Origin of the sequence: Phenylobacterium sp. (assembly GCF_031181185.1) — a bacterium.
GTDB lineage: Bacteria > Pseudomonadota > Alphaproteobacteria > Caulobacterales > Caulobacteraceae > Phenylobacterium.
Map to the genome: position 1 here is coordinate 1 of NZ_JAPSKZ010000006.1, position 20975 is coordinate 20975.

The window sequence follows — 20975 nt, forward strand, 5'->3', positions numbered from 1 at the left end:
CCCAGAAGCCTGGCTGGCCTGACCTAGCGAAACCCGGCGGGCGCGGCGTATGGTGACGGCGTGAACGCGCCTGCCGACCCGCGCCTGATCCTCCGAGAAGACGAGCTGGACGCCGGGCTCGAACTCATCATGCTGTCCGAAGCCGCCCTCTGGGCCGCCGTGGACCAGGGGCTCGAGGCCGAGAACCTGGGCCTGGGTCGCTCGCACTGGCGGGCCTGTTTCCTGCTGCGCCGCCGACCGGGCATCGGCGTCCAGGAGCTCGCCCACCTGACCAGCCTGTCGAAGCAGGCCGCCAGCCGCATCCTCGTCGACCTCGCCGGCAAGGGCCTCGTCGAGAAGACGGCCGGCGACCTCGATGGCCGCCGCCGCACCGCGGCGCTCACCGAGAAGGGCCTGGCCTTCGAAGCCGCCGTCAGCGAACGCCTGCGCAGCCAACTCGGCCGCGCCTACCGGGTGGGCGGTCTGGACGGCGTGGCCGGCGCCCGCAGGATCCTCGCCGCGCTGGCCGGCGGCCGCACGCGCAGCCCCAACGCCGGAGGAGGCGTCGGATGAGCCTAGCCCAGTCCAATCCCCGCGGCCGCCACCTGCTGGTGGTCGACGACGACGACCGCATCCGCGACCTCCTGAAGGCCTATCTCAGCCGCGCCGGCTTCCGGGTGACCGCGGCGGCCGGCGGGGCGCCAGCCCGACGTCTGCTCGCGACGCTGGACTTCGACCTCGCGGTCTTCGACGTGATGATGCCGGGCGAGGACGGCTTCTCCCTGACCCGCTGGCTGCGCGAGCAACGCGGCCCGGCCGGCAAGACGCCGGTCCTGATGCTCACCGCCCGCGGCGAGGCCGGCGATCGCATCGAAGGCTTGAAACTGGGCGCCGACGACTACCTGCCCAAGCCGTTCGAGCCCGAGGAGCTGCTGCTGCGCATCGAGGCGATCCTGCGCCGCGCCCAGGACAAGCCCACGCCCGGCGGCGTGCTGTCGCTGGGCCGCTGCCGGTTCGACGCCGAACGCGGCGAGCTCAGCTGCGACGGCGAGGCCGTGCGCCTGACCGAAGCCGAGGTCGCCCTGCTGCGCCAGCTGGCCCGCACGCCGCACGAGCCGGTCGACCGGCTGGAGCTGGCCCGCGGCTCGGTCGATCCCTCCGGCCGCGCGGTGGATGTCCAGGTGACCCGCCTGCGCCGCAAGATCGAGGAAGACCCCAAGGCCCCGCGCTACCTCCAGACCGTACGCGGCGTGGGCTACCGCCTCGTCCCCGACTGATGACCTCGCCGTCGTTCCTGCGCGGGATCGGCCGCTGGCTGAAGCGGCGCCTGCCGACGTCGCTGTTCGGGCGCTCCCTGCTCATCATCGTCCTGCCGGTGGCGCTGATGCAGATCGCGGTCACTTGGGCGTTCTTCGACGCCCACTGGCAGACGGTCACCGCCCGACTCTCCGAGGGCCTTGCCGGCGACATCGCCTGGGCGGTCGAGAGCTACAAGGACGACGCCCGGCCCGAGAGCTTCGCGCGCCTGTCGCGCCGCGCCGAGGAGTCGATGGGTCTCTCCATCGCCCTGCAGCCCGGCCGCCAGCTGCCTGCCCGGCGGCGCGACCCGCCCGTGATCTGGGAGCCGTTCTTCGCCCCCATCGACCGCTCGCTGCAGCGGGCGCTGTCCGAGCGGCTGGACGACCCGTTCTGGTTCGACACCACCCGCTACCCGGCCTACGTCGACATCCGCGTCGCCGTACCGGGCGGAGTGATGCGGGTGCTGGCGCCGCGCGACCGGGCCTTCGCCACGCAGGGACACATCTTCATCCTCTGGATGACCGTGGCCACGGTGCTGCTGACGGCGCTCGCCATCCTCTTCATCCGCAACCAGGTGCGCTCGATCGAGCGGCTGGCCAACGCCGCCGAAGCCTTCGGGCGCGGCGCCGACCAGCCCAGCTTCAAGCCGCAGGGCGCCAAGGAGGTCCGCCGGGCCGCACGCGCCTTCCTCGACATGCGCGCGCGTATCCAGCGCCACATCGACCAGCGCACGGCCCTGCTCGCCTCGGTCAGCCATGACCTGCGCACGCCGCTGACCCGCCTGAAGCTGGCGCTGGCGCTGGCCGAGCCCAGTTCGGCGACGGCCGAGATGAAGCGTGATGTCGTCGAGATGGAGCACATGATCGACGAGTACCTCGCCTTCGCCCGGGGCGAGGGCGGCGAGGCGCTCGAGGCCGCCCCACTGCGCCGGCTGATCGACGAGGTCAGCGAGAACGCCGTACGCGCCGGCGCCCAGGTGAAGGTCGTCGCAGACCCGGACCTCACCGCAACCGTCCGGCCGAACGCCATGAAGCGGGCGCTGTCGAACCTGGTGATGAACGCCGCGGCGCACGGCCAGCGCGTCGAGGTCGCCGCCCGCAAGCGGCCCCAGGGCGGCGTCGAGATCGTCGTCGACGACGACGGCCCCGGCATCCCTCCCGATCGCTACGAGGACGCCTTCAAGGCGTTCTCGCGCCTCGACGAGTCCCGCAACCAGAACACCAAGGGCGTAGGCCTGGGCCTCGCCATCGCCCGCGACGTGGCCCGCGGCCACGGCGGCGACATCACGCTCGATCGATCGCCGCTCGGCGGTTTACGCGCTGTTGTCCGGCTGCCGGGATAGACTGAAGCAAACCGGAGGAACCACATGCGTCCGATCCTGCTCGCCGCCGCCGCCTCGCTCCTCGCTACGCCCGCCTTCGCCGCCGATCCGGTGGAGGGCGAATGGCTCACCCAGGCTGGCACGGCCAAGGTCCGGATTGCGCCGTGCGCCGGCAAGGCCGACCGCCTGTGCGGCACGGTCGTCTGGCTGAAGAACGCGGGCGCGAAGGACGCCAACAATCCCGATCCGAAGCTTCGCGACCGCGCCATTGTGGGCATGAACCTGATCCGCGACTTCAAGCAGGCGGGCCCCGGCCGCTGGACCGGCGGCAAGATCTACGATCCGGAGAGCGGCAAGACCTACGACTCCAAGATCAGCGCGAACGCCAACGGGACGCTGAAGGTCGAGGGCTGCGTCCTGGTGGTCTGCCAGGCGCAGACCTGGCGGCGCGGCTAGGCGCCCAGCTCCTTCGACCGACGCACGGCCGCGCCCACAGCCTCGCGCAGCAGGTCGGGCAGACCGCCCTGGGCGGCCAGCAGCACGTTCAGCGCCGCCTCGGTCGTGCCCCCCGGCGAGGTGACCTGCCGGCGCAGTTCCGCGGGGTCTTCGCCGGTGCTCGCAAGCAGGGCCGCCGCTCCGGTCAGCGTGGAGCGCGCGAGCCGGCGCGCATCCGCCGGGGCCAGGCCCGCCGCAGCGCCCGCGCCTTCCAGGGCCTCGATGAAGGCATAGAGATAGGCTGGCGCGGACCCAGAGACGGCGGTGGCGGCGTGCATCTGGCCCTCGTCGGCGAGATCCACCACCGCCCCCAGCGGCTCGAACAGCGCATGCGCCCGCGCCAGGGCCGCCGGATCGTCCGAGAACAGGCTCGCCGTACCCTGGCCGATGGCCGCCGCCGTCGTGGGCATGACCCGCGCCACGGGGCGGCCGCCGAATTCCTTGGCAATGTCGGCGGCCTTCACGCCGGCCGCGATGGAGACGATCACCGCGTCGGCGGCGAGCCAGCCTTGCGTCTCGGCCGCGGCCTCGCGCCACAGCTGCGGCTTCACCGCCAGCACGACGGTCTTCGCCCTCGCGAGCTCCCCGTCCGGCGGATTGAGGATAGCGCCCGCCGCCGCGGCGTCCGTCGCGGACGGTCCCGGATGCGGGTCGCGGATCATCAGCTCGGCGGGGTGGAAGGCCTGGGCGGCGCGCCAGCCGTCCAGCATGGCGCCGCCCATCCGGCCGGCGCCCAGCATCAGTATGGGCGTCATCATCGCGGGCGAACCTAACGGCGCCGCCCGCGATGCGCGAGGGGTGTTACGCCTCGCCGACCGTCTCGAACATGCAGGCGGCGATCGCCTCCTGCGGGCTCTTGGCCCCGCGCAGCATGAAGTCGAAGGCCGGGTAGAAGCGGTCAGCCGCCTCGACGGCCACGTCGATCATCGCCGCGGCCTGGGCCAGGCTGGGCTGCTCGCCGGTCATCAGCGCCATGCCGTGGCGGAAGATGATCTCGCCGTCTTCCCAGAGCTCGAAGTGGCCCAGCCAGACGCGGGGGTTGATCGCCGCGATCAGCTCGTGGGCCGCCATCCGCCGCTCCTTCGGCGCCGTCAGGTCGACCGACAGGCACAGCTGCAGGGTGTCGCCCTCGGGCCGCCAGGCGAACCAGAGCTCATAGTCCTTCCAGTCGCCGGCCAGCGAGAAGGCCAGGTCGCCGTCTTCTGTCCGGTCGAAGGGAAGGTTCTCGGCGGTGAGCACGTGCTCGACCACATCGAGAGGATCGTTGGAGAGGAGGACGGTTTCGTCCGACAGGGAGGTGTCCAATCTAAGACCCCTTTCGCAGCGGGCTGGGGGCGGAGAGCCGTCCCCGAATCGCCTGCGATACTGAAAGTAATCTGGTTTGCGGCCGCGCCGTCACTTCGTTCTTGCGACGCGCGGGCCTCGTGGGCGTGTTGTGCACAGGAACGGTCAGGCCGGGCCGCCCTTGGTCGTGCGCTTGGGCGCGGTCTGCGCCGCGCGCAGGGCCTCCACCTCGAGGCGAAGGGCGGCGAGCTCGGCCTTGAGCGCATCGAAGTCCTCGCGTCGGACGAGGTCCATCTCGGCCGCGATCCGGTCGGCCTGGCTGCGGAAGGCGGCCTTGGCCTCCTCGCCCGCGGCCTGGGCCATGCCCATGGCGGCCGTCGTCAGCTTCGCGAGTTCGTCGAGGATCGGGTTCTGGGTCTGCATTCTGCGTTCGTCTTGGCCTGCGGGAGCGCCGGCCTCTTCCTCTATATGGCCCTTCAGGGGGTGAAAGCGAAGGGCTTCTCGTCTAACACCCAGGACACCAACGCCGGAGCAGCCCAAACCGTGCCGTTTCCAGAGTTCGATCCTGTCCTGGTCCAAATGGGACCCATCGCCATCCGCTGGTACGCCCTGGCCTACGTCGCCGGCATCCTGCTGGGCTGGCGCTATGCCGCAGCCATCGTGAAGAACCCCCGGCTGTGGACGCGCCGTCCGCCGCCGGCCACCACCGAACAGATCGACGACTTCGTCCTTTGGGTGACGCTGGCGATCATCATCGGCGGCCGACTGGGCCACGTGCTCTTCTACACGCCCCAGCTGATCTGGACCGAGCCTCTGCGGATCTTCCAGATCTGGGAAGGCGGCATGAGTTTCCACGGTGGGGCGATCGGCGTCTTCATCGCCATCATCCTCTTCGCGCTCCGCAACAAGGTCGACCTCTGGCGGCTGGGGGACGTCGTCGCCGCGGTCGTGCCGATTGGGCTGTTCTTCGGCCGTGTGGCCAACTTCATCAACGGCGAGCTCTGGGGCCGTCCGACCGACGTCCCCTGGGGCGTCGTCTTCTGCAACCAGAAGATCCAGGAGACGCTCGGCTGGTGCCCTGCCGGCGACGTCGCCCGCCATCCCAGCCAGCTCTACGAAGCGGCGCTGGAAGGGATCGTCCTCTTCCTGATCCTGCGCTGGGCCACCCATGGGGCGAAGCTTCTCAACCGCCGCGGCGTCGTCATGGGCCTGTTCACCGCCTTCTATGCGCTCTTCCGCATCAGCCTCGAGAACGTTCGCCAGCCCGACGCCGGCCTCGAGAACCTGCCGCTGGGCCTGACCATGGGCATCTATCTTTCCATCCCGATGCTGCTGTTCGGCCTCTGGCTGATCTGGCGCGGGATGCGCGAGCCCTTGCCGCCGGAGACCGCCGCCCAGGCCCATGACGCTCGCTGACAAGCTGGCCGCCGAGATCGGTGAAGGCGGCCCCCTGACGGTCGCCCAGTTCATGACCGCCTGCCTGCACGACCCGCAGTTCGGCTACTACGCCACGCGGCCGGCCCTGGGCGAAGCCGGCGACTTCGTCACCGCGCCGCTGGTCAGCCAGATGTTCGGCGAGCTGATCGGCGCCTGGGCCGCCGTCTCCTGGCAGCGGATGGGCGAGCCCGCCCAGGTGCGCCTCGTCGAGATGGGGCCCGGCGACGGCACGCTGATGAGTGACGTCCTGCGCGCGGCGCGAACGGCGCCGGGCTTCCTCGAGGCCTGCGATGTCTGGCTGGTCGAGACCTCCGAACCGCTGAAGGCGCGCCAGGCCGAACGCCTGGGCGATGCGGTCAGCTGGGCCGCCGCCCTGGCCGACGTGCCCGGGGATGCGCCGCTGATCCTCTTCGCCAACGAGCTCCTGGACTGCCTGCCGGCCCGCCAGTTCGTCCGCACCGCGACCGGCTGGGCCGAGCAGGTGGTCGGGCTGGGCGCCGACGGCCGCCTCGCCTTCCGGATGGCGCCGACGCCCGCGAACCTCCTGCTGCCCGACGCCCGCGAAGGCGCGGTGTTCGAGCAGTCGGCGCCACAGGAGGCCCTGGGCGCCGAGCTCGGCGCGCGGGTCGTGCGTGACGGCGGCGCGGCCCTCCTGGTGGACTATGGCCGCAGCCTGCCCGGCTTCGGCGACACCCTGCAGGCCCTGAGGCGGCACGAGAAGGTCGATCCCCTGGCCTGTCCGGGCGAGGCCGACCTGACTGTTCACGCCGACTTCCCCGCCGTGATGGCCGCCGCCCGACGCGAGGGCGCCTCGGCGGCTATCCTGACCCAGGCCGAGTTCCTGGCGAGGCTCGGGATCGGCGAGCGCGCCGAGGCCCTGGTCCGCGCCCGCCCCGACAAGGCGCCCGCCATCGGCCGCCAGCTCAACCGACTGGTCGCCGCCGACCAGATGGGCGAGCTCTTCAAGGCCTGCTGCCTGCACTCCCCCGGCTGGACCCCGCCGGCATTTGAAGAGGCGTGACATGACCCTCCCCGTCCTCACCTCGCCGCTGCTGGACCTGCCGGGAATCCGCCACGCGTTCTTCACGCGCCAGGGCGGCGTCTCCGAGGGCCTCTACGCCAGCCTGAACGTCGGCGCGGGCTCAAACGACGAGCCGGCGGCGGTGCAGGAGAACCGCCGACGCTGCGCCGAGCACCTCAAGGGCGAGCTCGTCACCGCCTACCAGGTCCATTCGCCCACCGCCCTCGTCGCCGACGGCCCGTGGCCCGCGGGACCGCCCCAGGCCGACGCCGTCGTCAGCGCCACGCCCGGCGTGATCTGTGGGGCGCTCTCCGCCGACTGTGCGCCCATCCTGCTCGCCGACCCCCAGGCCGGCGTGGTCGCCGCCGCCCACGCCGGCTGGAAAGGCGCGCTGACGGGCGTCGCCGAGGCCGCCATCGCCCGGATGGAGACGCTGGGCGCCCGCCGCGACCGCATCCGGGCCGCCGTGGGCCCCTGCATCGGGCCGGAGTCCTACGAGGTCGGCCTGGAATTCGCCCACCGCTTCCTGCAGCACGACCGCGCCTATGCGAAGTTCTTCCAGTCGGCCGCGAGCGACGACAAACGCATGTTCGACCTGCCGGGCTTCGTCCTGGCCCGGCTGAAGGCGGCCGGCGTGCAGCGTTGCGAGTGGATCGGCCGCGACACCTGCGCCGAGGAGGACCTGTTCTTCTCGAACCGGCGGGCCTTCAAGCGTGGCGAGAGCTACTACGGGCGCCTCCTGTCGGCCATCGTGCTGGCGTAACTGGACTCCCGCGCCGCCGCTGCTACAAGCGCGCGCATCAAGACATCTGGGGGTCCGATGAAGCTGCTGGCCGGCAACTCCAACCGCACCTTGGCGCAGGCGGTGGCTTCCCACCTCGACCTGCCCCTGACGCGGGCGCAGGTGAAGCGGTTCCCGGACAACGAGGTCTGGGTGACCATCGACGAGAACGTCCGCGGCGAGGACGTCTTCGTCCTGCAATCGACGGCCTATCCCGCCAACGACCACCTCATGGAGCTCTTGATCTGCATCGATGCGCTGAAGCGCGCGTCGGCCCGCCGGATCACGGCGGTGATGCCCTACTTCGGCTATGCGCGTCAGGACCGGAAGACCGGCGGCCGCACGCCGATTTCGGCGAAGCTGGTGGCGAACCTCATCACCCGCGCTGGCGCCGACCGGGTGCTGACGATGGATCTGCACTCGGGCCAGATCCAGGGCTTCTTCGACATCCCGACCGACAACCTTCAGTCCGCGCCCCTGATGGCCGCCGACATCAAGACCAACTACGCCAAGCCGGACGAGCTGCTGATCGTCTCGCCCGACGTGGGCGGCGTGGTCCGGGCGCTTGCGGTGGCCAGCCGGCTGAACGCCGACCTGGCCATCGTCGACAAGCGCCGCTCGGGCCCGGGCAAGTCCGAGGTCGCCAACATCATCGGGGACGTGACCGGCCGCCGGCTGATCATCTTCGACGACATTGTTGATTCGGCCGGGACGCTCTGCTCGGCGGCGCAATCGCTGATGGATGCGGGAGCGGCCGAGGTCTCGGCCTACATCACGCACGGCGTGCTGTCGGGCGCCGCGGCCGAGCGGGTGAAGAATTCGGTCCTCAAAGAGCTGGTGATCACCGACTCCATCGAGGCGTCGGACCAGGTGTCCCAGTGTGGGAAGATCCGCACCGTCGGCTGCGCGGCCCTGATCGGCGAGGCGATCCGCCGCATCGCCAACGAGGAGTCCGTCTCCAAACTGTTCGACTGAGAGACGTCGAGTTCCAGGCCACGCTTGCTCAGCAAGAGTTTACGGGTCTAGGGCACGATCTGCCGGGGGGCATGCTAAAGATTCATCCACTCGTAAGAGGGGGAAGCCGTCCGATGCCGTCCTTCATTCAGGCCCGCCGCGCGCTGACCGCGGCCGCCGTCGCCGCGGCCGCCGTGCTCGCCAGCTGCGCCGAGCCCGCCCCGCCCGTGATCGCCCCGCCGCCGGCCCCGCCGGCGGTCAGCCTTTCGCCCAAGGTGATCGAGCAGGCCAGCGCCTATCGGCGCTACGTCGCCACCGCCGGCGCCATCTCGCCGACGTTCGCCGGCCCTGAGGAGGTCGCCCAGGGCGTGCGCACTGGCGCCGCCTACGAACCCCAGCAGCTGCTGCGCGGCGCCATCGCCTATGGCGCGGTGGTGGCCTTGCAGGACCCCGGCTTCGTGGCGGGCGTGCGCACCTACGCCTCCGACCCGACCCAGCGCCGGACGATCGCCTACGAGATCATGAAGGACCCGGCCTACGTCATCGGCATCCAGGGCTCGGCCGGCGCCGCCGGCATGGTCATGAACGCCCTGGGCGAAGACGGCCGCAAGCTGCTCGCCGCCGGCAAGGCGGTGCGCCAGGCCGCCTATGACGTGCAGCGCGCCCCCTGGTCCAAGAAGGAAGTCGCCGGCCGCGAGGCCCGGCTGATCCTGGCAAAGCAGCTCTCCGCCACCCCGGTCATGGGCGACACCGCCGAGACCGCCCGCCTGCAGCAGGCGGTGGTCAGCGCCGGATCGCTGGGCGTCAGCGGCCAGACGGCCAGCCCGCCGTACACGCCGGTCGTCGTCCGCTCGATGGCGGTGGCGGCGCTCGCGGCCCTCGGCTTCGCCGACGACGCCAGCCTGGAGCAGGTGATGCCGATCCTGGCCGACCCGAACGCGGCCACCTGCCTGAACATGTCCAAGCTGAATCTCTATCAATGCCTGGCCGTCTCCAAGCCCCACTACGAGGACGTCTTCTGCCTCGGCGTGCACAGCCTGATGGACACCGGCAAGTGCGTGCTGAAGAGCGCGGGCGTGCCCGAGCCGGTCGAGCCTTCGACAAAGCTGACCGCCGCGCCGCAGGCCGCCGCGACGCCCGTCAGCACGACGCGCTAAGGCCCCGACTTTTCTAAGGCCCCGGCCGTTGCGCAGGCCGGGGCTTTTGTGTATCTACGCGCACCTTTCGACCCGGATGGGTCTGCGGAATTCCGTCGCCGCGCGGTTCGCGCGGCGGCTTCGTTTTGAGGCAAGGCCATGGCCGAGATCGTTTTGAACGTTGAAGTGCGCGAGCGGACCGGCACCGGCGGCGCGCGCGCCGCCCGTCGCTCGGGCCTGGTTCCCGGCATCCTGTATGGCGGCGACAAGGATCCCGTCGCCATCGCGGTGAAGAGCAATGAGTTCCGCAAGGCGCTCTACACGGGCAAGCTGCTGGGCCACCTCGTGACGCTGAAGTACGGCCAGGAGACCCAGCCGGTCATCGCCAAGGCGGTGGACATGCACCCGGTCACCGACGAGCCGTGGCACTTCGACCTCTACCGGGTCGACGAGCACCAGCAGATCAAGATCGAAGTGCCCGTGCACTTCACCAACCAGGACGATTCGCCGGGCCTGAAGCGCGGCGGCACCCTGAACATCGCCCTGCACACCCTGACCGTCTCCTGCCCGGCCGACCAGATCCCGGAAGAGATCGTGTTCGACCTGACCGGCCTGGACATCGGCGCGACCATCCGCGTCGGCGACCTGAAGCTGCCGGCCGGCGTCGTGGCCGCGGTCGATGCTGAGGCCACGGTCGCCAGCGTCGCTGGCGCGATGGCCGAGGCCGCTGAAGAGACGGGCGAGGGCGGTGAAGCGGCCGCGGAGGGCGGCGAGGAGTAGTCCTCCCCGCTTCGGCGATGCTGCTGATCGCAGGCCTGGGCAATCCTGGCCCGACCTACGCGAAGAACCGCCACAACATCGGCTTCATGGCCGTGGACGAGATTGCGCGCCGCTGGGGCTTCTCAGCGGCGCGTTCGCGTTTCCAGAGCCTGGCTTCGGAAGGCTCGATCGACACGCCGCAGGGTCCGGTCCGGGCGCTGATCCTCAAGCCCCAGACCTACTACAACGAGAGCGGCCGCGCCGTGGGCGAGGCCATGAAGTTCTTCAAGCTCAAGCCCGCCGACGTGGTCGTCTTCTACGACGAGATCGACCTCGCGCCCGGCCGCTTCCGGATGAAGACCGGCGGCGGCGCGGCCGGCAACAACGGCATCCGCTCGGTGACCTCGCAGATCGGTCCGGACTTCCGCCGCGCCCGCCTGGGCACTGGCCACCCGGGCGACAAGGCGCTGGTGCACGGCCACGTGCTGTCCGACTTCCACAAGGCCGAGATGAAGTGGGTCGAGCCGCTGCTTGAAGCCTGCGCCGACGCCGCTCCCTTGCTCGCGGCCGGCGACGACGAGAAGTACCAGGCCGAGGTCATGCGCCTGGCCCCCGCCGAGAAGGCCGATCCGCGCAAGCTCGCCCAAGGGAAGTCCCTGGGGGAATGACGCCGAAGGCATGACGCTACCGGCGGCCCGTGCTAGGTCCGCCGCCACTCTAGGAACACCGAAAGTCCCATGGCCCTGAAAGTCGCGATCGTCGGCCTGCCGAACGTTGGCAAGTCGACCCTCTTCAACGCGCTCACCCAGACCGCCGCGGCCCAAGCCGCGAACTATCCCTTCTGCACGATCGAACCCAACGTCGGCGACGTGGCCGTGCCCGAGCCGCGCCTCGACGCCCTGGCCAAGATCGCGGGCTCCAAGGAGATCATCCCCGCCCGCATCAACTTCGTGGACGTGGCCGGCCTCGTCCGCGGCGCGTCCAAGGGCGAAGGCCTGGGCAACCAGTTCCTGGCGAACATCCGCGACTGCGACGCCGTGGCCTTTGTCGCCCGCTGCTTCATCGACGACGACATCACCCACGTGGAGGGCCGCGTCGATCCGCTGGCCGACCTCGACACCATCGAGACCGAGCTGATGCTGGCCGACATGGAGAGCCTCGAGAAGCGGGTGGTGAACCTCGAGAAGCGCGCCAAGGTGGGCGACAAGGAGGCCACTCAGACCCTGCGCCTCGTGAAGGTGGCGCTCGCGGAGCTGAACGAAGGCCGTCCCGCCCGCGTCGCCAAGATCTCGCCCGAGGACGAGAAGGCCTGGCGCATGCTGCAGCTGCTGACGTCCAAGCCCGCCCTCTACGTCGCCAACGTTGACGAGGGCTCCGCCGCCGACGGTAACGAGCTGTCCCGCAAGGTGCAGGAGCGCGCGGCCAAGGACGGCGCCGACAGCGTGGTCATCTCGGCCAAGATCGAGAGCGAGATCGCCCTGCTCGACCCGGCGGAGCGCGCCGAGTTCCTCGAGACCCTCGGCCTGTCCGAGCCCGGCTTGAACAAGCTGATCCGCGAGGCCTACCACCTGCTGGGGCTGCAGACCTACTTCACCGTTGGGCCCAAGGAGGCGCGCGCCTGGACCATCCACAAGGGCGACACCGCCCCGGTGGCCGCCGGCGTTATCCACACCGACTTCGAGAAGGGCTTCATCCGGGCCGAGACCATCGCCTACGACGACTACGTCCGTCTCGGCGGCGAAGCCGGCGCCCGCGACGCCGGGAAGTTGCGTTCCGAGGGCAAGGAGTATGTGGTCAAGGACGGCGACGTGATGAACTTCCGGTTCAACGTCTAGCGGACCAAGGGTGGCGAAGATGGGCGAGACGATCCGGCTGACCAGCTCCCTGGACGGTTTCGAGTTCGACGCCTACCGCGCCCGCCCCGACGACGCCCGCCGCGGCGGCCTGCTGCTGATCCAGGAGATCTTCGGCGTCACCGACCACATCCGCGAGCTCGCCGACGGCTTCGCCGCCGACGGCTACGAGGTGATCGCGCCCAGCTTCTACGACCGCCTCGAGCGCGGCTTCGAGGCCGACTACAGCGAGGCCTCGATCCAGAAGGGCGTCGACCTTTCCAAGGCGACGCCCTGGGACCAAGTGGCCGCCGACGCCCAGGCGGCGCTGGACGCTCTGGCAGGCCCGCGTTTCGTCGCCGGATACTGCTGGGGCGGCGCCGCCACCTGGCTGGTCGCCTGCCGTTGCGAGGGCGTCGCCGCGGCCGCCTCGTTCTACGGCCGGCGGATCAGCGAACTCGTGGACGAGACGCCCCGCTGCCCCACCATCCTCCACTTCGGCAAGACCGACGCCTCCATCCCCATGGAGCGGGTGGATGAGATCCGCGAGAAGCACCCCGATCTGCCGATCTACCTCTACGACGCCGGCCACGGCTTCGTGTCGGATCGTCGTCGCGACTACCACGAGGACTCCGCCCGTTTAGCCCGCCTCCGCACCCTGCAGCTCTTCGCCCGCAACGGGGGCGGCAGCAGCCGCGGCGACGTCTAGGGCGTCTCGATCTCGCGCCTCACCTCGGGGTGCTTCTCCAGCACCCGCACCAGCAGCGCCTGGGCCGCGAGGATGCCGATGCCGGCGGCGTAGCCCGAGAACACGCCCGCAGGATAGCGCCCGCCGTTCTCGGCGCTGGCGATCTGCCAGTACATGAAGAGCGCCGCCCCCATCAGCAGCACCACGCCCATGACGACCGAGCCCGCGGTCTGGCCGAAGCCCGCCTTGAAGCTCATCCAGACATAGCGAGCCAGCGGCCGGCGCACGACGCCCACGGCCAGGGGCACGCCCAGCGACAGCAGAAGGAAAATGCCTGGCCATACCAAGGTGCGCTGGACGATCAGCGCCGTCGGCCCCGGCAATCGCTCGAAGGCGTGCAGCACCGCGCCCGCATAGATCAGCACGGCCGCGGCGGCGGTCATGTCCTGCATGCGTCTGAAGTTCCGCCAGGCGGGCGTGTGGGTCATCCCCCACTCTAGGCCGGGCGATAGGGCTGGGGTAAGGCGCAAAGCCGCGGAAGCCGCTATGGTCGGGCGTGACACGCGACAGACTCACCCTGGCGATCCTGGCGGCGGCGCTGGCGGCCCCTGCGGCGGCGCGCGCCGGCGAGACCGCCTGCTGGTTCGAAGGCGGCGTGGTCGTGGTCCCGGCCCAGGTGGCGGGCATCTCCGGCGACTACATCCTGGACACCGGCAGCGCGCGCACCCAGCTGCACGAGACCAAGGCCCAGGCCGAGGGCATAGACGCGCCGACGGTCACGGAGATCAGCGGCGGCGTCCGGCTGGCCGGGGTGGAGATCGCGTCCGGTCCGGTGGCGGTGGCCGACCTCGACTACCGCGGCTGGAACCTGCCGACGCCGATCCTGGGCGTGGTGGGCGCCGACGTCCTGAAGGATTTCGTGGTCGACGTGAGCTTCGCGCCCTGCCGCGTGCGCCTGTCGAGACCCGGCGAGGCGCCCGCCTTCCGCGCGACCCGCGCCCTGCCGCTCGCGTGGGACCAGGGACGTCCGGTGGTCCAGGCCGAAGTCGCCGACGGCCAACGCCTACTCAAGGGGCCTTTCACGCCCGCCACGGGAGAGCCCGCCGCCGTGCGCCTCGCCGACGACCTTGCGACCGTCGCCGGGACCGATCGGCCGCAGGAACTGCAGCCGACCGGCGTCTGGCTGGCGCGCCTGCCCGAACTGGGCTTAGCCGGCGCCGGGCTCCGCGATCAGGCCGCCGGCCTGGAGCCGGCCAAGGGTGAGGCGGCTGGGACGATCGGCGGGCCCGTGCTCTCGCGCTACCGCCTGCGGTTCGACTTCCCCGCCGGCAAGCTGCTGCTTGCTCTACCCCGCTAACGAAAAGGGCCCGCCGGATCGCTCCGGCGGGCCCTTCGATCGGCCAGGCGCGGCGCCCTAGTGGGCGACGTTGCGCCAGATGCGGCGGTAGCTGAACCACAGCAGCACCGAGAACAGCACCAGGTAGATCATCGCGCCGAGCCCGAAGGTCTTGCGCTCGATCATCTTCGGCTCGGCGGCCCAGGTCAGGAACGCGGTCACGTCCTTGGCCTGCTGATCGATCGTCGACGGCGTGCCGTCGTCGAACGTCACCTTGCCGTCCGCGAGCTGGGGCGGCATGGCCAGGGTGCCGCCTTTCGGCACGTTGTGGTGATCCCCGCTCCAGTAGGCGGTCAGGTCGCCCGGGAAGTAGGGGTTGTAGTAGGCGCCGGGCGGCACCGCGAGACCCGCGGGCGGGTTCACGTAGCCGGTCAGCAGCGAGTAGATGTACTGCGGACCGCCCGAGCGGGCCTTGGTGATCACCGACAGGTCCGGCGGGACCGCGCCGCCGTTCGAGGCGCGCGCGGCGGCCTCATTCGGGAACGGGTTCGGGAACTTGTCGGCCGTCGTCGCGGGACGCTGAATCGTGTCGCCCGTCTCGGAGTCGACGTCGCTGACCTGCACGTCGGCGGCCAGCGCCTTCACGTACGGGTTGTCGTTCGGGTTCGGATACTTCGGGTCGTAGAACGGCCCGCCCTTCTCCGCGAGGGTGCGGAAGTAGAGCAGATCCATCGCGTGACAGGCCGAGCAGACCTCCCGATAAACCTTGTAGCCCCGCTGAAGCTGGGCCTGGTCGAACTTGCCGAACGGACCTTCGAAGCCCCAGGTGACGTTCTTGGGCTCCTTGGGCGCGGAGGCCGACAGGGCGGGACCCGCGAGGAAGGCGAGCCCCAGCGCCGCGAGCGCGATACCTTTGCGCAGCATCTTCAGGCTCAATCCTTCTTGTCGTGGTCGAGGACAGGCGCGGAGATCGACTCCGGCACCGGCAGCGGCTTCTCGACCAGGCCGAGGATCGGCAGGACGAGCAGGAAGTAGGCGAAGTAGTAGGCGGTCGCGAAGCGGCTCAGCCAGACGTAGCTGTTGATGTCCGCGTCCAGCAGCTGGAAGCCGCCGCCCACGCCCGGGATCACCGGATCGTCGGGGAGCTTGGCGCCGCAGAGGCCCAGCACCAGGGCGGCCAGCACGAAGATGAAGAAGTACAGCTTCGCGGTGGGCCGGTAGCGCATCGAGCGCACCTTGGACGTGTCCAGCCACGGCAGCACGAACAGCACGCCGATGGCGCCGAACATGGCCAGCACGCCGCCCAGCTTGTCTGGCACGGCCCGAAGGATCGCGTAGAACGGCAGGAAGTACCATTCGGGCACGATGTGCGCCGGGGTCACCAGCGGGTTGGCCGGAATGTAGTTGTCGGCGTGGCCCAGGATGTTCGGGTTGTAGAACACGAAGCTGGCGAACAGGATCAGGAACACGCTGATCGCGAAGCCGTCCTTCACCGTGTAGTACGGGTGGAAGGGAACGACGTCCTCCTTGGACTTCACGTTCACGCCGGTCGGGTTGTTGTTGCCCGGCACGTGCAGCGCCCAGATGTGCAGGCCGACGACGCCGGCGATCACGAAGGGCAGCAGGTAGTGCAGCGAGAAGAAGCGGTTGAGCGTCGGGTTGTCGACCGCGAAGCCGCCCCACAGCCAGGTGGTGATGCTCTCGCCGACGATCGGCAGGGCGCCCAGGAGGTTGGTGATCACGACCGCGCCGTGGAAGCTCATCTGGCCCCAGGGCAGCACGTAGCCCATGAAGGCCGTCGCCATCATCAGCAGGTAGATGATGCAGCCCAGGATCCACAGCACCTCGCGGGGGGCCTTGTAGGACCCGTAGTAGAGGTTGCGCAGGATGTGGATGTAGACGGCCACGAAGAACATCGAGGCGCCGTTGGCGTGCATGTAGCGGATCAGCCAACCGTAGTTGACGTCGCGCATGATGCGCTCGACCGAATTGAAGGCGTGGTCGACGTGCGGCACGTAGTGCATCACCAGGACGATGCCGGTGACGATCTGGATGCCCAGCATCAGCGCCAGGATGCCGCCGAAGGTCCACCAGTAGTTCAGGTTCTTCGGGGTCGGGAAAGCGACGACGCTGTCGTAGGCCAGCCGGATCACCGGCAGGCGCATGTCCATCCAGCGTTCAAAGCCGGTTTTCGGCTCGTAAGTGGAGTGTCCGCTCATCGATATCAGCCGATCTTGACCTTGGTGTCGGAGACGAAGGCGTACTCCGGAACTTCGAGGTTCTTCGGCGCGGGGCCCTTACGGATCCGGCCGGAGGTGTCGTAGTGCGACCCGTGGCAGGGGCAGAACCACCCGCCGTAGTCGCCGCCGCCGAACGTGGGCACGCAGCCCAGGTGCGTGCAGGTGCCGACCAGCACCAGCCACTCGGGCTTGCCGGGCTTGTGCCGCGCCTCGTCGGGCTGCGGATCGGGCATCGGGGCGTTGTCGTCCTTGATCGCGGCGGCGATCTGCTGCGGCGTGCGGTTGCGCACGAACAGCGGCTTGCCGCGCCACTTCACGACGACCTGCTGGCCAGGGGCGACCTTCGACAGGTCGAACTCGATCGACGCCAGGGCGAGCGTGTCGCCCGACGGATTCATCTGGTCCACCAGCGGCCAGGCCAGCGCGGCGACCGCGCCGACCGCCGCGGCGCCCGCCGCGATGTGGATGAAGTCGCGACGGTTCGGGTCGTCGCCCGAGGCGTGCGGATCGGGATTTGCGCCCACGACGGTGTCGGCCACCTTAAAGCTACCCTTCGATGACGGCCCGCCCTGCAGCGGCGGACCAGAAGCATTCGGACCTGATAATGAGGTCCTCTCGAAACAGAGGTCGGGTAGACGAGCATCCCGGAGAGGGCTTCGTATCTCGCGAAGGCCCGTCCGTGATTCTGTCTTTGCGCCCCGGCCTAGTCCCGTGGCGGGTGCCTTAGAATGCGTTTGGGCCTTTTTCAACCGGACATTCCGCAAAACCTGGGCGCCGCGATCCGGCTCGGCGCTTGCTTGGGCGTAGCGCTCGACGTGATCGAGCCCTGCGGCTTCCCGCTGGACGACCGGTCCGTGCGTCGCGCGGCCATGGACTACGCCGCCCGCGCCGAGGTCGTGCGCCACCGCTCCTGGACCGATTTCCTCTCGGAAAAGCGCGGTCGGCTGGTGCTTTTCACGACCCGCGGCGCAACAGCGTTCCATGACTTCGCCTTCCGGTCCGACGACGTCCTGTTGTTCGGCCGCGAGAGCGCCGGCGTCCCCGACGAGGTCCACGCGGCGGCCGACGCGCGGGTCTTCATCCCGCTGGTTCCGGGCGCGCGTTCGCTGAACGTCGTCACCGCCGCGACGCTGGCGCTCGGCGAAGGCTTGAGGCAGATCAAGGCCTTTCCGACGCCCCAGCCAGATTGATCAGATGTCCCTCCCTGCCGAGATCGAAGACCGCCGCCTGCGGGCCAAGGAATGGTTCGAGAGCCTGCAGGCGCGGATCTGCGCCGAGCTGGAGCGCCTCGAGGACGAAGCCCCGCCCGAGCTCTTCCCGGAGCCGACCGGCCGCTTCGACTTCCGCCCGTGGACGCGGGAGGCAGGCGTCGGCGGCGGCGTCGGCGGGCACCTGAAGGGCCGTCTGTTCGAGAAGGCGGGCGTCCACACCTCGTCGGCGGTGGCGAAGTTCTCGCCGGAGATGGCGGCCCAGATGCCCGGGGCCGACAAGGACCCGTCGTACGTGTCGGCCTCGATCAGCCTGATCGTCCATCCGGTCAGCCCGCGGGTGCCGACGGTGCACATGAACACTCGCTTCCTGTCGACGGCCGAGAGCTGGTTCGGCGGCGGCGCCGACCTCACCCCGATGCTGGACGAGCAGCGCAGCCAGGACGCTGACGACGCGAAGCTGTTCCACGCCGCCATGAAGGCCGCCTGCGACGCCTTCGACCCCGAGTACCACCCGAAGTTCAAGGCCTGGTGCGACGAGTATTTCTTCCTGCCGCACCGCGGCGAGCACCGCGGCGTCGGCGGCATCTTCTACGACCGCCTCAACACCGGCGACTTCGAGAAGGACTTCGCCTTCACCCGCGCGGTAGGCGAGGCCTTTCTGGACGTCTATCCGAAGATCGTCCGCCACCGCATGGTCGAGCCCTGGGGCGAGGCCGAGCGCCAGGAGCAGCTGGTCCGCCGCGGCCGGTACGTCGAGTTCAACCTGCTCTACGACCGCGGCACCATGTTCGGCCTCAAGGCCGGCGGGAATGTCGAGACGATCCTCAGCTCCATGCCCCCGATGGTGGCCTGGCCCTAGTTCAGGTCCGGCAGCTTCTGGGCGGCGATCAGCACGTCCTCTGGCTTCCCGTCGCGCCGCGTGTCCACGCCCAGGCCGAACAGCAGCGCAGCCAGCGCGGCGGCGGCGATCAACAGGAAGGCGTTCGGGCGTTTCATCCGGCTAGAAGCGATCACGCCGCCAGGAAGTTGCGGATCCAGCGCCCCACCCTCGCCCGGTCGTCGGGCCGGCCGTAGCTGGCGATCGCGCCGTCGGCCTGGTCGTCGGCATAGACCTTCCCGCGGCGGGCCTCGATCAAGGCCACGGCGTACTCGGGCTCGAACTCAGGGTGCAGCTGCATCGAGATCGCCGGCTGGTCGCGCCAGGCCAGCGCCCCGAACGGCGAGAACTCCGAGGCCGCGATCACCTCTGCGCCGGGCGGGAGCTTCACCACCTGGTCCTGGTGGGAGGCGGGCAGCCGGATCGTCTCGGCGCCGTCCATCCAGGGCTCCTGGCTCAGCACGCGGTACGCGTGCTCGCCGATGCCCCAGCCCTTGTCCGACTTCACCACCTCGCCGCCGAAGGCCTCGGCCATGGCCTGGTGGCCGAAGCAGACGCCGACCAGCTTGGCGCGGCCCTTGGCGCTGCGCAGGAAGTCCATCAGCTGCCCGATCCACGGCTCCGGGTCATAGACCCCGCAGGCCGAGCCCGTGACGATGTAGGCGTCGCAGTCTTCCGGCGTCCCAGGATACTCGCCCTCGTCCGCCGCATAGGTGCGCCACGCGTAGGCGTCCGGCCCCAGCAGCTTCATGAACATGTCCGGATAGGTCCCGAACCGCTCGATCGCGGGCTTCGGCGGGCGGCCGGTCTTGAGGATGCCAACCTTCAATAGGCCATCCCCTGGACCACGGCCTTCAGCTTCTCGATGGCCGAGAGTTTGTCGTCGAGGAAGTCATGGTCGATCCACCAGTCCTCGACCTCGCGCAGCACCTTGCCGACCAGCGGCCCCTTGGGCGCGCCGGCCTTGATCACGTCCTCGCCGCTCAGCGGAAAGACGGGCGCGGTCCAGCCCTCGGCGAGCGCGATCATGCCCCGCCACTGGTGCGTCACAGCCGTGCCCGGCGCGGCCGCCCAGGCGAGCTTGGCCCGATCGCGGAACACCGCCTGGCCCTCGCGATAGACGGCGCGGCGGATCTCCCGCGGGCTCATCCAGCTCTTCAGCACCGGCGTCGGCGACAGCGCCGCCACGATCCGGTCGCGGTCGGCGTTCGACAGCCGCAGCCGCTCGGCCAGCTTCATCGCCGCTGGCTGGTCGTCCGGCAGCAGCGCCGCCAGGCGCAGGACCGCATCGGTTTCGAACAGCTGCTCGCTCTCGACCTCCACCAGGCCGTCGAAGCGGGCCAGGTTCGGCTCGAGTTCGAGGATCACCGCCAGCACCCCCGTCTGCGCCATCAGCCGCACCGAAGCGCGGGGATCGTCCGCCGCCAGCAGCTTGAGCAGCTCCTTCGAGATGCGCTCGGCAGCCAGCGTCCGGATGTCGTCCTTCAGCGCCGAGCACGCCGCCACCGCGGCCTCGTCGGGCTCGCCCCGGCCGTACCAGGCGTGGAACCGGAAGAACCGCAGGATGCGCAGATAGTCCTCGCGCAGCCGCTGTTCGGGCTCGCCGACGAACACGATCCGCCCGGCCCGCGCGTCGGCGACGCCCCGGCCGGAGGGGTCGTAGATTGTGCCGTCGCGACAGGCATAGAGGGAGTTCAGCGTGAAATCCCGCCGGCCGGCGTCCTCGGCCCAGTCGTCGGTGAAGGCCACCGTCGCCCGGCGGCCGTCGGTGGTGACGTCCCGGCGCAGGGTGGTGATCTCGTAGGGCCGATGGTCGGCCACCGCCGTGACGGTCCCGTGCTCGATGCCGGTGGGCACGGCGCGGATCCCCGCCGCTTCCAGGGCGGCGGTGACCCTTTCAGGAGTCAGCCTGGTTGCGATGTCCACGTCGTGGACGGCGGCGCCGATCAGGGTGTTGCGCACGCAGCCGCCGACGAACCGCGCGCAGTCGGGGCCGCCGGCCGCCTCCAGGGCGTCCATCACCCGAACCGCCGGCTTGGCCGTCATCCAGGCGGGCTGTCCCAAGCTGTCCGTCATCGCGTCTCGTAGCGTCCCTCAGTGACCCGGCCGTCGGGACCGACCTCGCCGGGCACATAGGTCTGTCCCCGCGTGTCCGTATGGAAGATCGCCGTCGCCATCAACGACAGAGCGAGCAGGACGCCGGCCGCGGCGAACAGCCAGGCCCACGGCGTGGCGCCGGGCTCCCGGCCATTCCGCCTGGCCCAGGCCCGCCACAGGAACCAGGCCGCGAACGGCGCCGCCATGAGCGCGCCCCGGAGCAGCAGC

The 20975-nt window shown here is 70.2% G+C and carries 27 protein-coding genes; 16 read left to right on the plus strand and 11 right to left on the minus strand.

The annotated features are described in order from the left end of the window. Nucleotides 1-60 precede the first annotated feature (60 nt). From RIF93_RS01285 to RIF93_RS01300, 4 genes are read left to right on the plus strand one after another with little or no spacing between them, the layout of a single operon-like run. On the plus strand, nt 61-552 hold the full coding sequence (locus RIF93_RS01285; protein ID WP_309087656.1) for a MarR family transcriptional regulator: 492 nt from the start codon (nt 61-63) through the stop codon (nt 550-552). Further along, nucleotides 549-1256, plus strand: coding sequence for a response regulator (locus tag RIF93_RS01290; RefSeq protein ID WP_309087658.1), 708 nt, complete (start codon nt 549-551; stop codon nt 1254-1256). Before RIF93_RS01285 ends, RIF93_RS01290 begins: the two co-directional genes overlap by 4 nt. Continuing rightward, nucleotides 1256-2620 carry an ATP-binding protein gene (locus RIF93_RS01295; protein ID WP_309087660.1) on the plus strand — a complete coding sequence of 455 codons (1365 nt, stop codon included), beginning with the start codon at nt 1256-1258 and terminating at the stop codon, nt 2618-2620. The genes RIF93_RS01290 and RIF93_RS01295 overlap by 1 nt, the downstream gene beginning before the upstream one ends. Before the next feature lie 24 nt (nt 2621-2644). Beyond that, nucleotides 2645-3055 (plus strand): DUF2147 domain-containing protein, encoded by a 411-nt coding sequence (locus RIF93_RS01300; RefSeq protein WP_309087663.1) that lies wholly within the window; start codon nt 2645-2647, stop codon nt 3053-3055. On the opposite strand, the gene proC is transcribed toward RIF93_RS01300, so the two are convergent. From proC to RIF93_RS01315, 3 genes are all read right to left on the minus strand, one after another. Further along, a complete protein-coding gene (gene proC, locus RIF93_RS01305) occupies nt 3052-3849 on the minus strand; it encodes a pyrroline-5-carboxylate reductase (protein ID WP_309087747.1) in 798 nt (265 codons plus the stop codon). The two genes, RIF93_RS01300 and proC, sit on opposite strands and share 4 nt — an antisense overlap. Nucleotides 3850-3895: 46 nt before the next feature. Next, entirely contained in the window at nt 3896-4399 is a 504-nt protein-coding gene (locus RIF93_RS01310) for a YbjN domain-containing protein (protein WP_309087665.1), read from the minus strand. A gap of 144 nt (nt 4400-4543) precedes the next feature. After that, nucleotides 4544-4801, minus strand: a complete 258-nt coding sequence (locus tag RIF93_RS01315; RefSeq protein ID WP_309087667.1) for an accessory factor UbiK family protein — start codon at nt 4799-4801, stop codon at nt 4544-4546. A gap of 120 nt (nt 4802-4921) precedes the next feature. Between RIF93_RS01315 and lgt the strand changes: the two genes are divergently transcribed. The 9 genes from lgt to RIF93_RS01360 all read left to right on the plus strand — a co-directional run bounded on the left by lgt (nt 4922) and on the right by RIF93_RS01360 (nt 13007). Then, the gene (gene lgt / locus RIF93_RS01320) at nt 4922-5794 is read left to right on the plus strand and encodes a prolipoprotein diacylglyceryl transferase (RefSeq protein WP_309087749.1); all 873 of its coding nucleotides are present in this window, start codon (nt 4922-4924) and stop codon (nt 5792-5794) included. Further along, nucleotides 5781-6836, plus strand: coding sequence for an SAM-dependent methyltransferase (locus RIF93_RS01325; protein ID WP_309087669.1), 1056 nt, complete (start codon nt 5781-5783; stop codon nt 6834-6836). Before lgt ends, RIF93_RS01325 begins: the two co-directional genes overlap by 14 nt. 1 nt (nt 6837) lies before the next feature. Continuing rightward, entirely contained in the window at nt 6838-7599 is a 762-nt protein-coding gene (pgeF, locus tag RIF93_RS01330) for a peptidoglycan editing factor PgeF (RefSeq protein ID WP_309087671.1), read from the plus strand. A 57-nt stretch (nt 7600-7656) separates the two neighbouring features. After that, the gene (locus RIF93_RS01335; protein ID WP_309087673.1) at nt 7657-8592 is read left to right on the plus strand and encodes a ribose-phosphate pyrophosphokinase; all 936 of its coding nucleotides are present in this window, start codon (nt 7657-7659) and stop codon (nt 8590-8592) included. Between the two features lie 113 nt (nt 8593-8705). Beyond that, nucleotides 8706-9728, plus strand: a complete 1023-nt coding sequence (locus RIF93_RS01340; RefSeq protein ID WP_309087675.1) for a hypothetical protein — start codon at nt 8706-8708, stop codon at nt 9726-9728. Nucleotides 9729-9866: 138 nt separating this feature from the next. After that, a complete protein-coding gene (locus RIF93_RS01345) occupies nt 9867-10487 on the plus strand; it encodes a 50S ribosomal protein L25/general stress protein Ctc (RefSeq protein ID WP_309087677.1) in 621 nt (206 codons plus the stop codon). Nucleotides 10488-10504: 17 nt separating this feature from the next. Next, nucleotides 10505-11134, plus strand: a complete 630-nt coding sequence (pth, locus tag RIF93_RS01350) for an aminoacyl-tRNA hydrolase (protein WP_309087679.1) — start codon at nt 10505-10507, stop codon at nt 11132-11134. 69 nt (nt 11135-11203) lie between these two features. Beyond that, on the plus strand, nt 11204-12301 hold the full coding sequence (gene ychF / locus RIF93_RS01355; protein WP_309087681.1) for a redox-regulated ATPase YchF: 1098 nt from the start codon (nt 11204-11206) through the stop codon (nt 12299-12301). Between the two features lie 19 nt (nt 12302-12320). Next, nucleotides 12321-13007 carry a dienelactone hydrolase family protein gene (locus tag RIF93_RS01360; RefSeq protein WP_309087683.1) on the plus strand — a complete coding sequence of 229 codons (687 nt, stop codon included), beginning with the start codon at nt 12321-12323 and terminating at the stop codon, nt 13005-13007. Here RIF93_RS01360 and RIF93_RS01365 read toward each other — a convergent pair. Beyond that, a complete protein-coding gene (locus RIF93_RS01365) occupies nt 13004-13474 on the minus strand; it encodes a hypothetical protein (protein WP_309087685.1) in 471 nt (156 codons plus the stop codon). The two genes, RIF93_RS01360 and RIF93_RS01365, sit on opposite strands and share 4 nt — an antisense overlap. 68 nt (nt 13475-13542) lie before the next feature. On the opposite strand from RIF93_RS01365, the gene RIF93_RS01370 reads away from it, so the two are divergent. Then, nucleotides 13543-14343: a hypothetical protein gene (locus RIF93_RS01370; protein ID WP_309087687.1), complete on the plus strand. Its 801-nt coding sequence runs from the start codon at nt 13543-13545 to the stop codon at nt 14341-14343. A 57-nt stretch (nt 14344-14400) separates the two neighbouring features. Here RIF93_RS01370 and RIF93_RS01375 read toward each other — a convergent pair whose 3' ends face one another. The 3 genes from RIF93_RS01375 to petA are packed head-to-tail and all read right to left on the minus strand — an operon-like array spanning nt 14401 to nt 17101. Continuing rightward, complete coding sequence (locus tag RIF93_RS01375; protein WP_309087689.1) at nt 14401-15246, minus strand: cytochrome c1; 846 nt, start codon at nt 15244-15246, stop codon at nt 14401-14403. 8 nt (nt 15247-15254) lie between these two features. Further along, entirely contained in the window at nt 15255-16541 is a 1287-nt protein-coding gene (locus tag RIF93_RS01380; RefSeq protein WP_309087691.1) for a cytochrome b/b6, read from the minus strand. 5 nt (nt 16542-16546) lie between these two features. After that, nucleotides 16547-17101 (minus strand): ubiquinol-cytochrome c reductase iron-sulfur subunit, encoded by a 555-nt coding sequence (petA, locus tag RIF93_RS01385; protein ID WP_309087693.1) that lies wholly within the window; start codon nt 17099-17101, stop codon nt 16547-16549. A 189-nt stretch (nt 17102-17290) separates the two neighbouring features. Between petA and RIF93_RS01390 the strand changes: the two genes are divergently transcribed. Further along, nucleotides 17291-17752, plus strand: a complete 462-nt coding sequence (locus RIF93_RS01390; protein ID WP_309087695.1) for a tRNA (cytidine(34)-2'-O)-methyltransferase — start codon at nt 17291-17293, stop codon at nt 17750-17752. Between the two features lie 4 nt (nt 17753-17756). Then, nucleotides 17757-18632: an oxygen-dependent coproporphyrinogen oxidase gene (hemF, locus tag RIF93_RS01395; protein WP_309087697.1), complete on the plus strand. Its 876-nt coding sequence runs from the start codon at nt 17757-17759 to the stop codon at nt 18630-18632. Here the strand turns inward: hemF and RIF93_RS01400 are convergent. The 4 genes from RIF93_RS01400 to RIF93_RS01415 are packed head-to-tail and all read right to left on the minus strand — an operon-like array spanning nt 18629 to nt 20953. Beyond that, entirely contained in the window at nt 18629-18769 is a 141-nt protein-coding gene (locus tag RIF93_RS01400) for a hypothetical protein (protein WP_309087699.1), read from the minus strand. The genes hemF and RIF93_RS01400 overlap by 4 nt on opposite strands. 14 nt (nt 18770-18783) lie before the next feature. Beyond that, a complete protein-coding gene (locus RIF93_RS01405; protein WP_309087701.1) occupies nt 18784-19479 on the minus strand; it encodes a type 1 glutamine amidotransferase in 696 nt (231 codons plus the stop codon). Further along, entirely contained in the window at nt 19476-20726 is a 1251-nt protein-coding gene (locus tag RIF93_RS01410) for a CCA tRNA nucleotidyltransferase (protein WP_309087703.1), read from the minus strand. Before RIF93_RS01410 ends, RIF93_RS01405 begins: the two co-directional genes overlap by 4 nt. Beyond that, on the minus strand, nt 20723-20953 hold the full coding sequence (locus RIF93_RS01415) for a hypothetical protein (RefSeq protein ID WP_309087705.1): 231 nt from the start codon (nt 20951-20953) through the stop codon (nt 20723-20725). Before RIF93_RS01415 ends, RIF93_RS01410 begins: the two co-directional genes overlap by 4 nt. Nucleotides 20954-20975 lie beyond the last annotated feature (22 nt).

Bases quoted from the DNA above. Each gene is read 5' to 3' on its own strand.
- RIF93_RS01400 (WP_309087699.1), bottom strand. From the start codon at position 18,769: ATGAAACGCCCGAACGCCTTCCTGTTGATCGCCGCCGCCGCGCTGGCT.
- RIF93_RS01335 (WP_309087673.1), top strand. From the start codon at position 7,657: ATGAAGCTGCTGGCCGGCAACTCCAACCGCACCTTGGCGCAGGCGGTG.
- proC (WP_309087747.1), bottom strand. From the start codon at position 3,849: ATGACGCCCATACTGATGCTGGGCGCCGGCCGGATGGGCGGCGCCATG.
- hemF (WP_309087697.1), top strand. From the start codon at position 17,757: ATGTCCCTCCCTGCCGAGATCGAAGACCGCCGCCTGCGGGCCAAGGAA.
- RIF93_RS01325 (WP_309087669.1), top strand. From the start codon at position 5,781: ATGACGCTCGCTGACAAGCTGGCCGCCGAGATCGGTGAAGGCGGCCCC.
- RIF93_RS01415 (WP_309087705.1), bottom strand. From the start codon at position 20,953: ATGGCGGCGCCGTTCGCGGCCTGGTTCCTGTGGCGGGCCTGGGCCAGG.
- RIF93_RS01315 (WP_309087667.1), bottom strand. From the start codon at position 4,801: ATGCAGACCCAGAACCCGATCCTCGACGAACTCGCGAAGCTGACGACG.
- RIF93_RS01375 (WP_309087689.1), bottom strand. From the start codon at position 15,246: ATGCTGCGCAAAGGTATCGCGCTCGCGGCGCTGGGGCTCGCCTTCCTC.
- RIF93_RS01380 (WP_309087691.1), bottom strand. From the start codon at position 16,541: ATGAGCGGACACTCCACTTACGAGCCGAAAACCGGCTTTGAACGCTGG.
- RIF93_RS01300 (WP_309087663.1), top strand. From the start codon at position 2,645: ATGCGTCCGATCCTGCTCGCCGCCGCCGCCTCGCTCCTCGCTACGCCC.
- RIF93_RS01365 (WP_309087685.1), bottom strand. From the start codon at position 13,474: ATGACCCACACGCCCGCCTGGCGGAACTTCAGACGCATGCAGGACATG.
- RIF93_RS01390 (WP_309087695.1), top strand. From the start codon at position 17,291: ATGCGTTTGGGCCTTTTTCAACCGGACATTCCGCAAAACCTGGGCGCC.
- RIF93_RS01345 (WP_309087677.1), top strand. From the start codon at position 9,867: ATGGCCGAGATCGTTTTGAACGTTGAAGTGCGCGAGCGGACCGGCACC.
- pgeF (WP_309087671.1), top strand. From the start codon at position 6,838: ATGACCCTCCCCGTCCTCACCTCGCCGCTGCTGGACCTGCCGGGAATC.
- ychF (WP_309087681.1), top strand. From the start codon at position 11,204: ATGGCCCTGAAAGTCGCGATCGTCGGCCTGCCGAACGTTGGCAAGTCG.
- RIF93_RS01295 (WP_309087660.1), top strand. From the start codon at position 1,256: ATGACCTCGCCGTCGTTCCTGCGCGGGATCGGCCGCTGGCTGAAGCGG.
- pth (WP_309087679.1), top strand. From the start codon at position 10,505: ATGCTGCTGATCGCAGGCCTGGGCAATCCTGGCCCGACCTACGCGAAG.
- RIF93_RS01290 (WP_309087658.1), top strand. From the start codon at position 549: ATGAGCCTAGCCCAGTCCAATCCCCGCGGCCGCCACCTGCTGGTGGTC.
- RIF93_RS01340 (WP_309087675.1), top strand. From the start codon at position 8,706: ATGCCGTCCTTCATTCAGGCCCGCCGCGCGCTGACCGCGGCCGCCGTC.
- RIF93_RS01410 (WP_309087703.1), bottom strand. From the start codon at position 20,726: ATGACGGACAGCTTGGGACAGCCCGCCTGGATGACGGCCAAGCCGGCG.
- RIF93_RS01360 (WP_309087683.1), top strand. From the start codon at position 12,321: ATGGGCGAGACGATCCGGCTGACCAGCTCCCTGGACGGTTTCGAGTTC.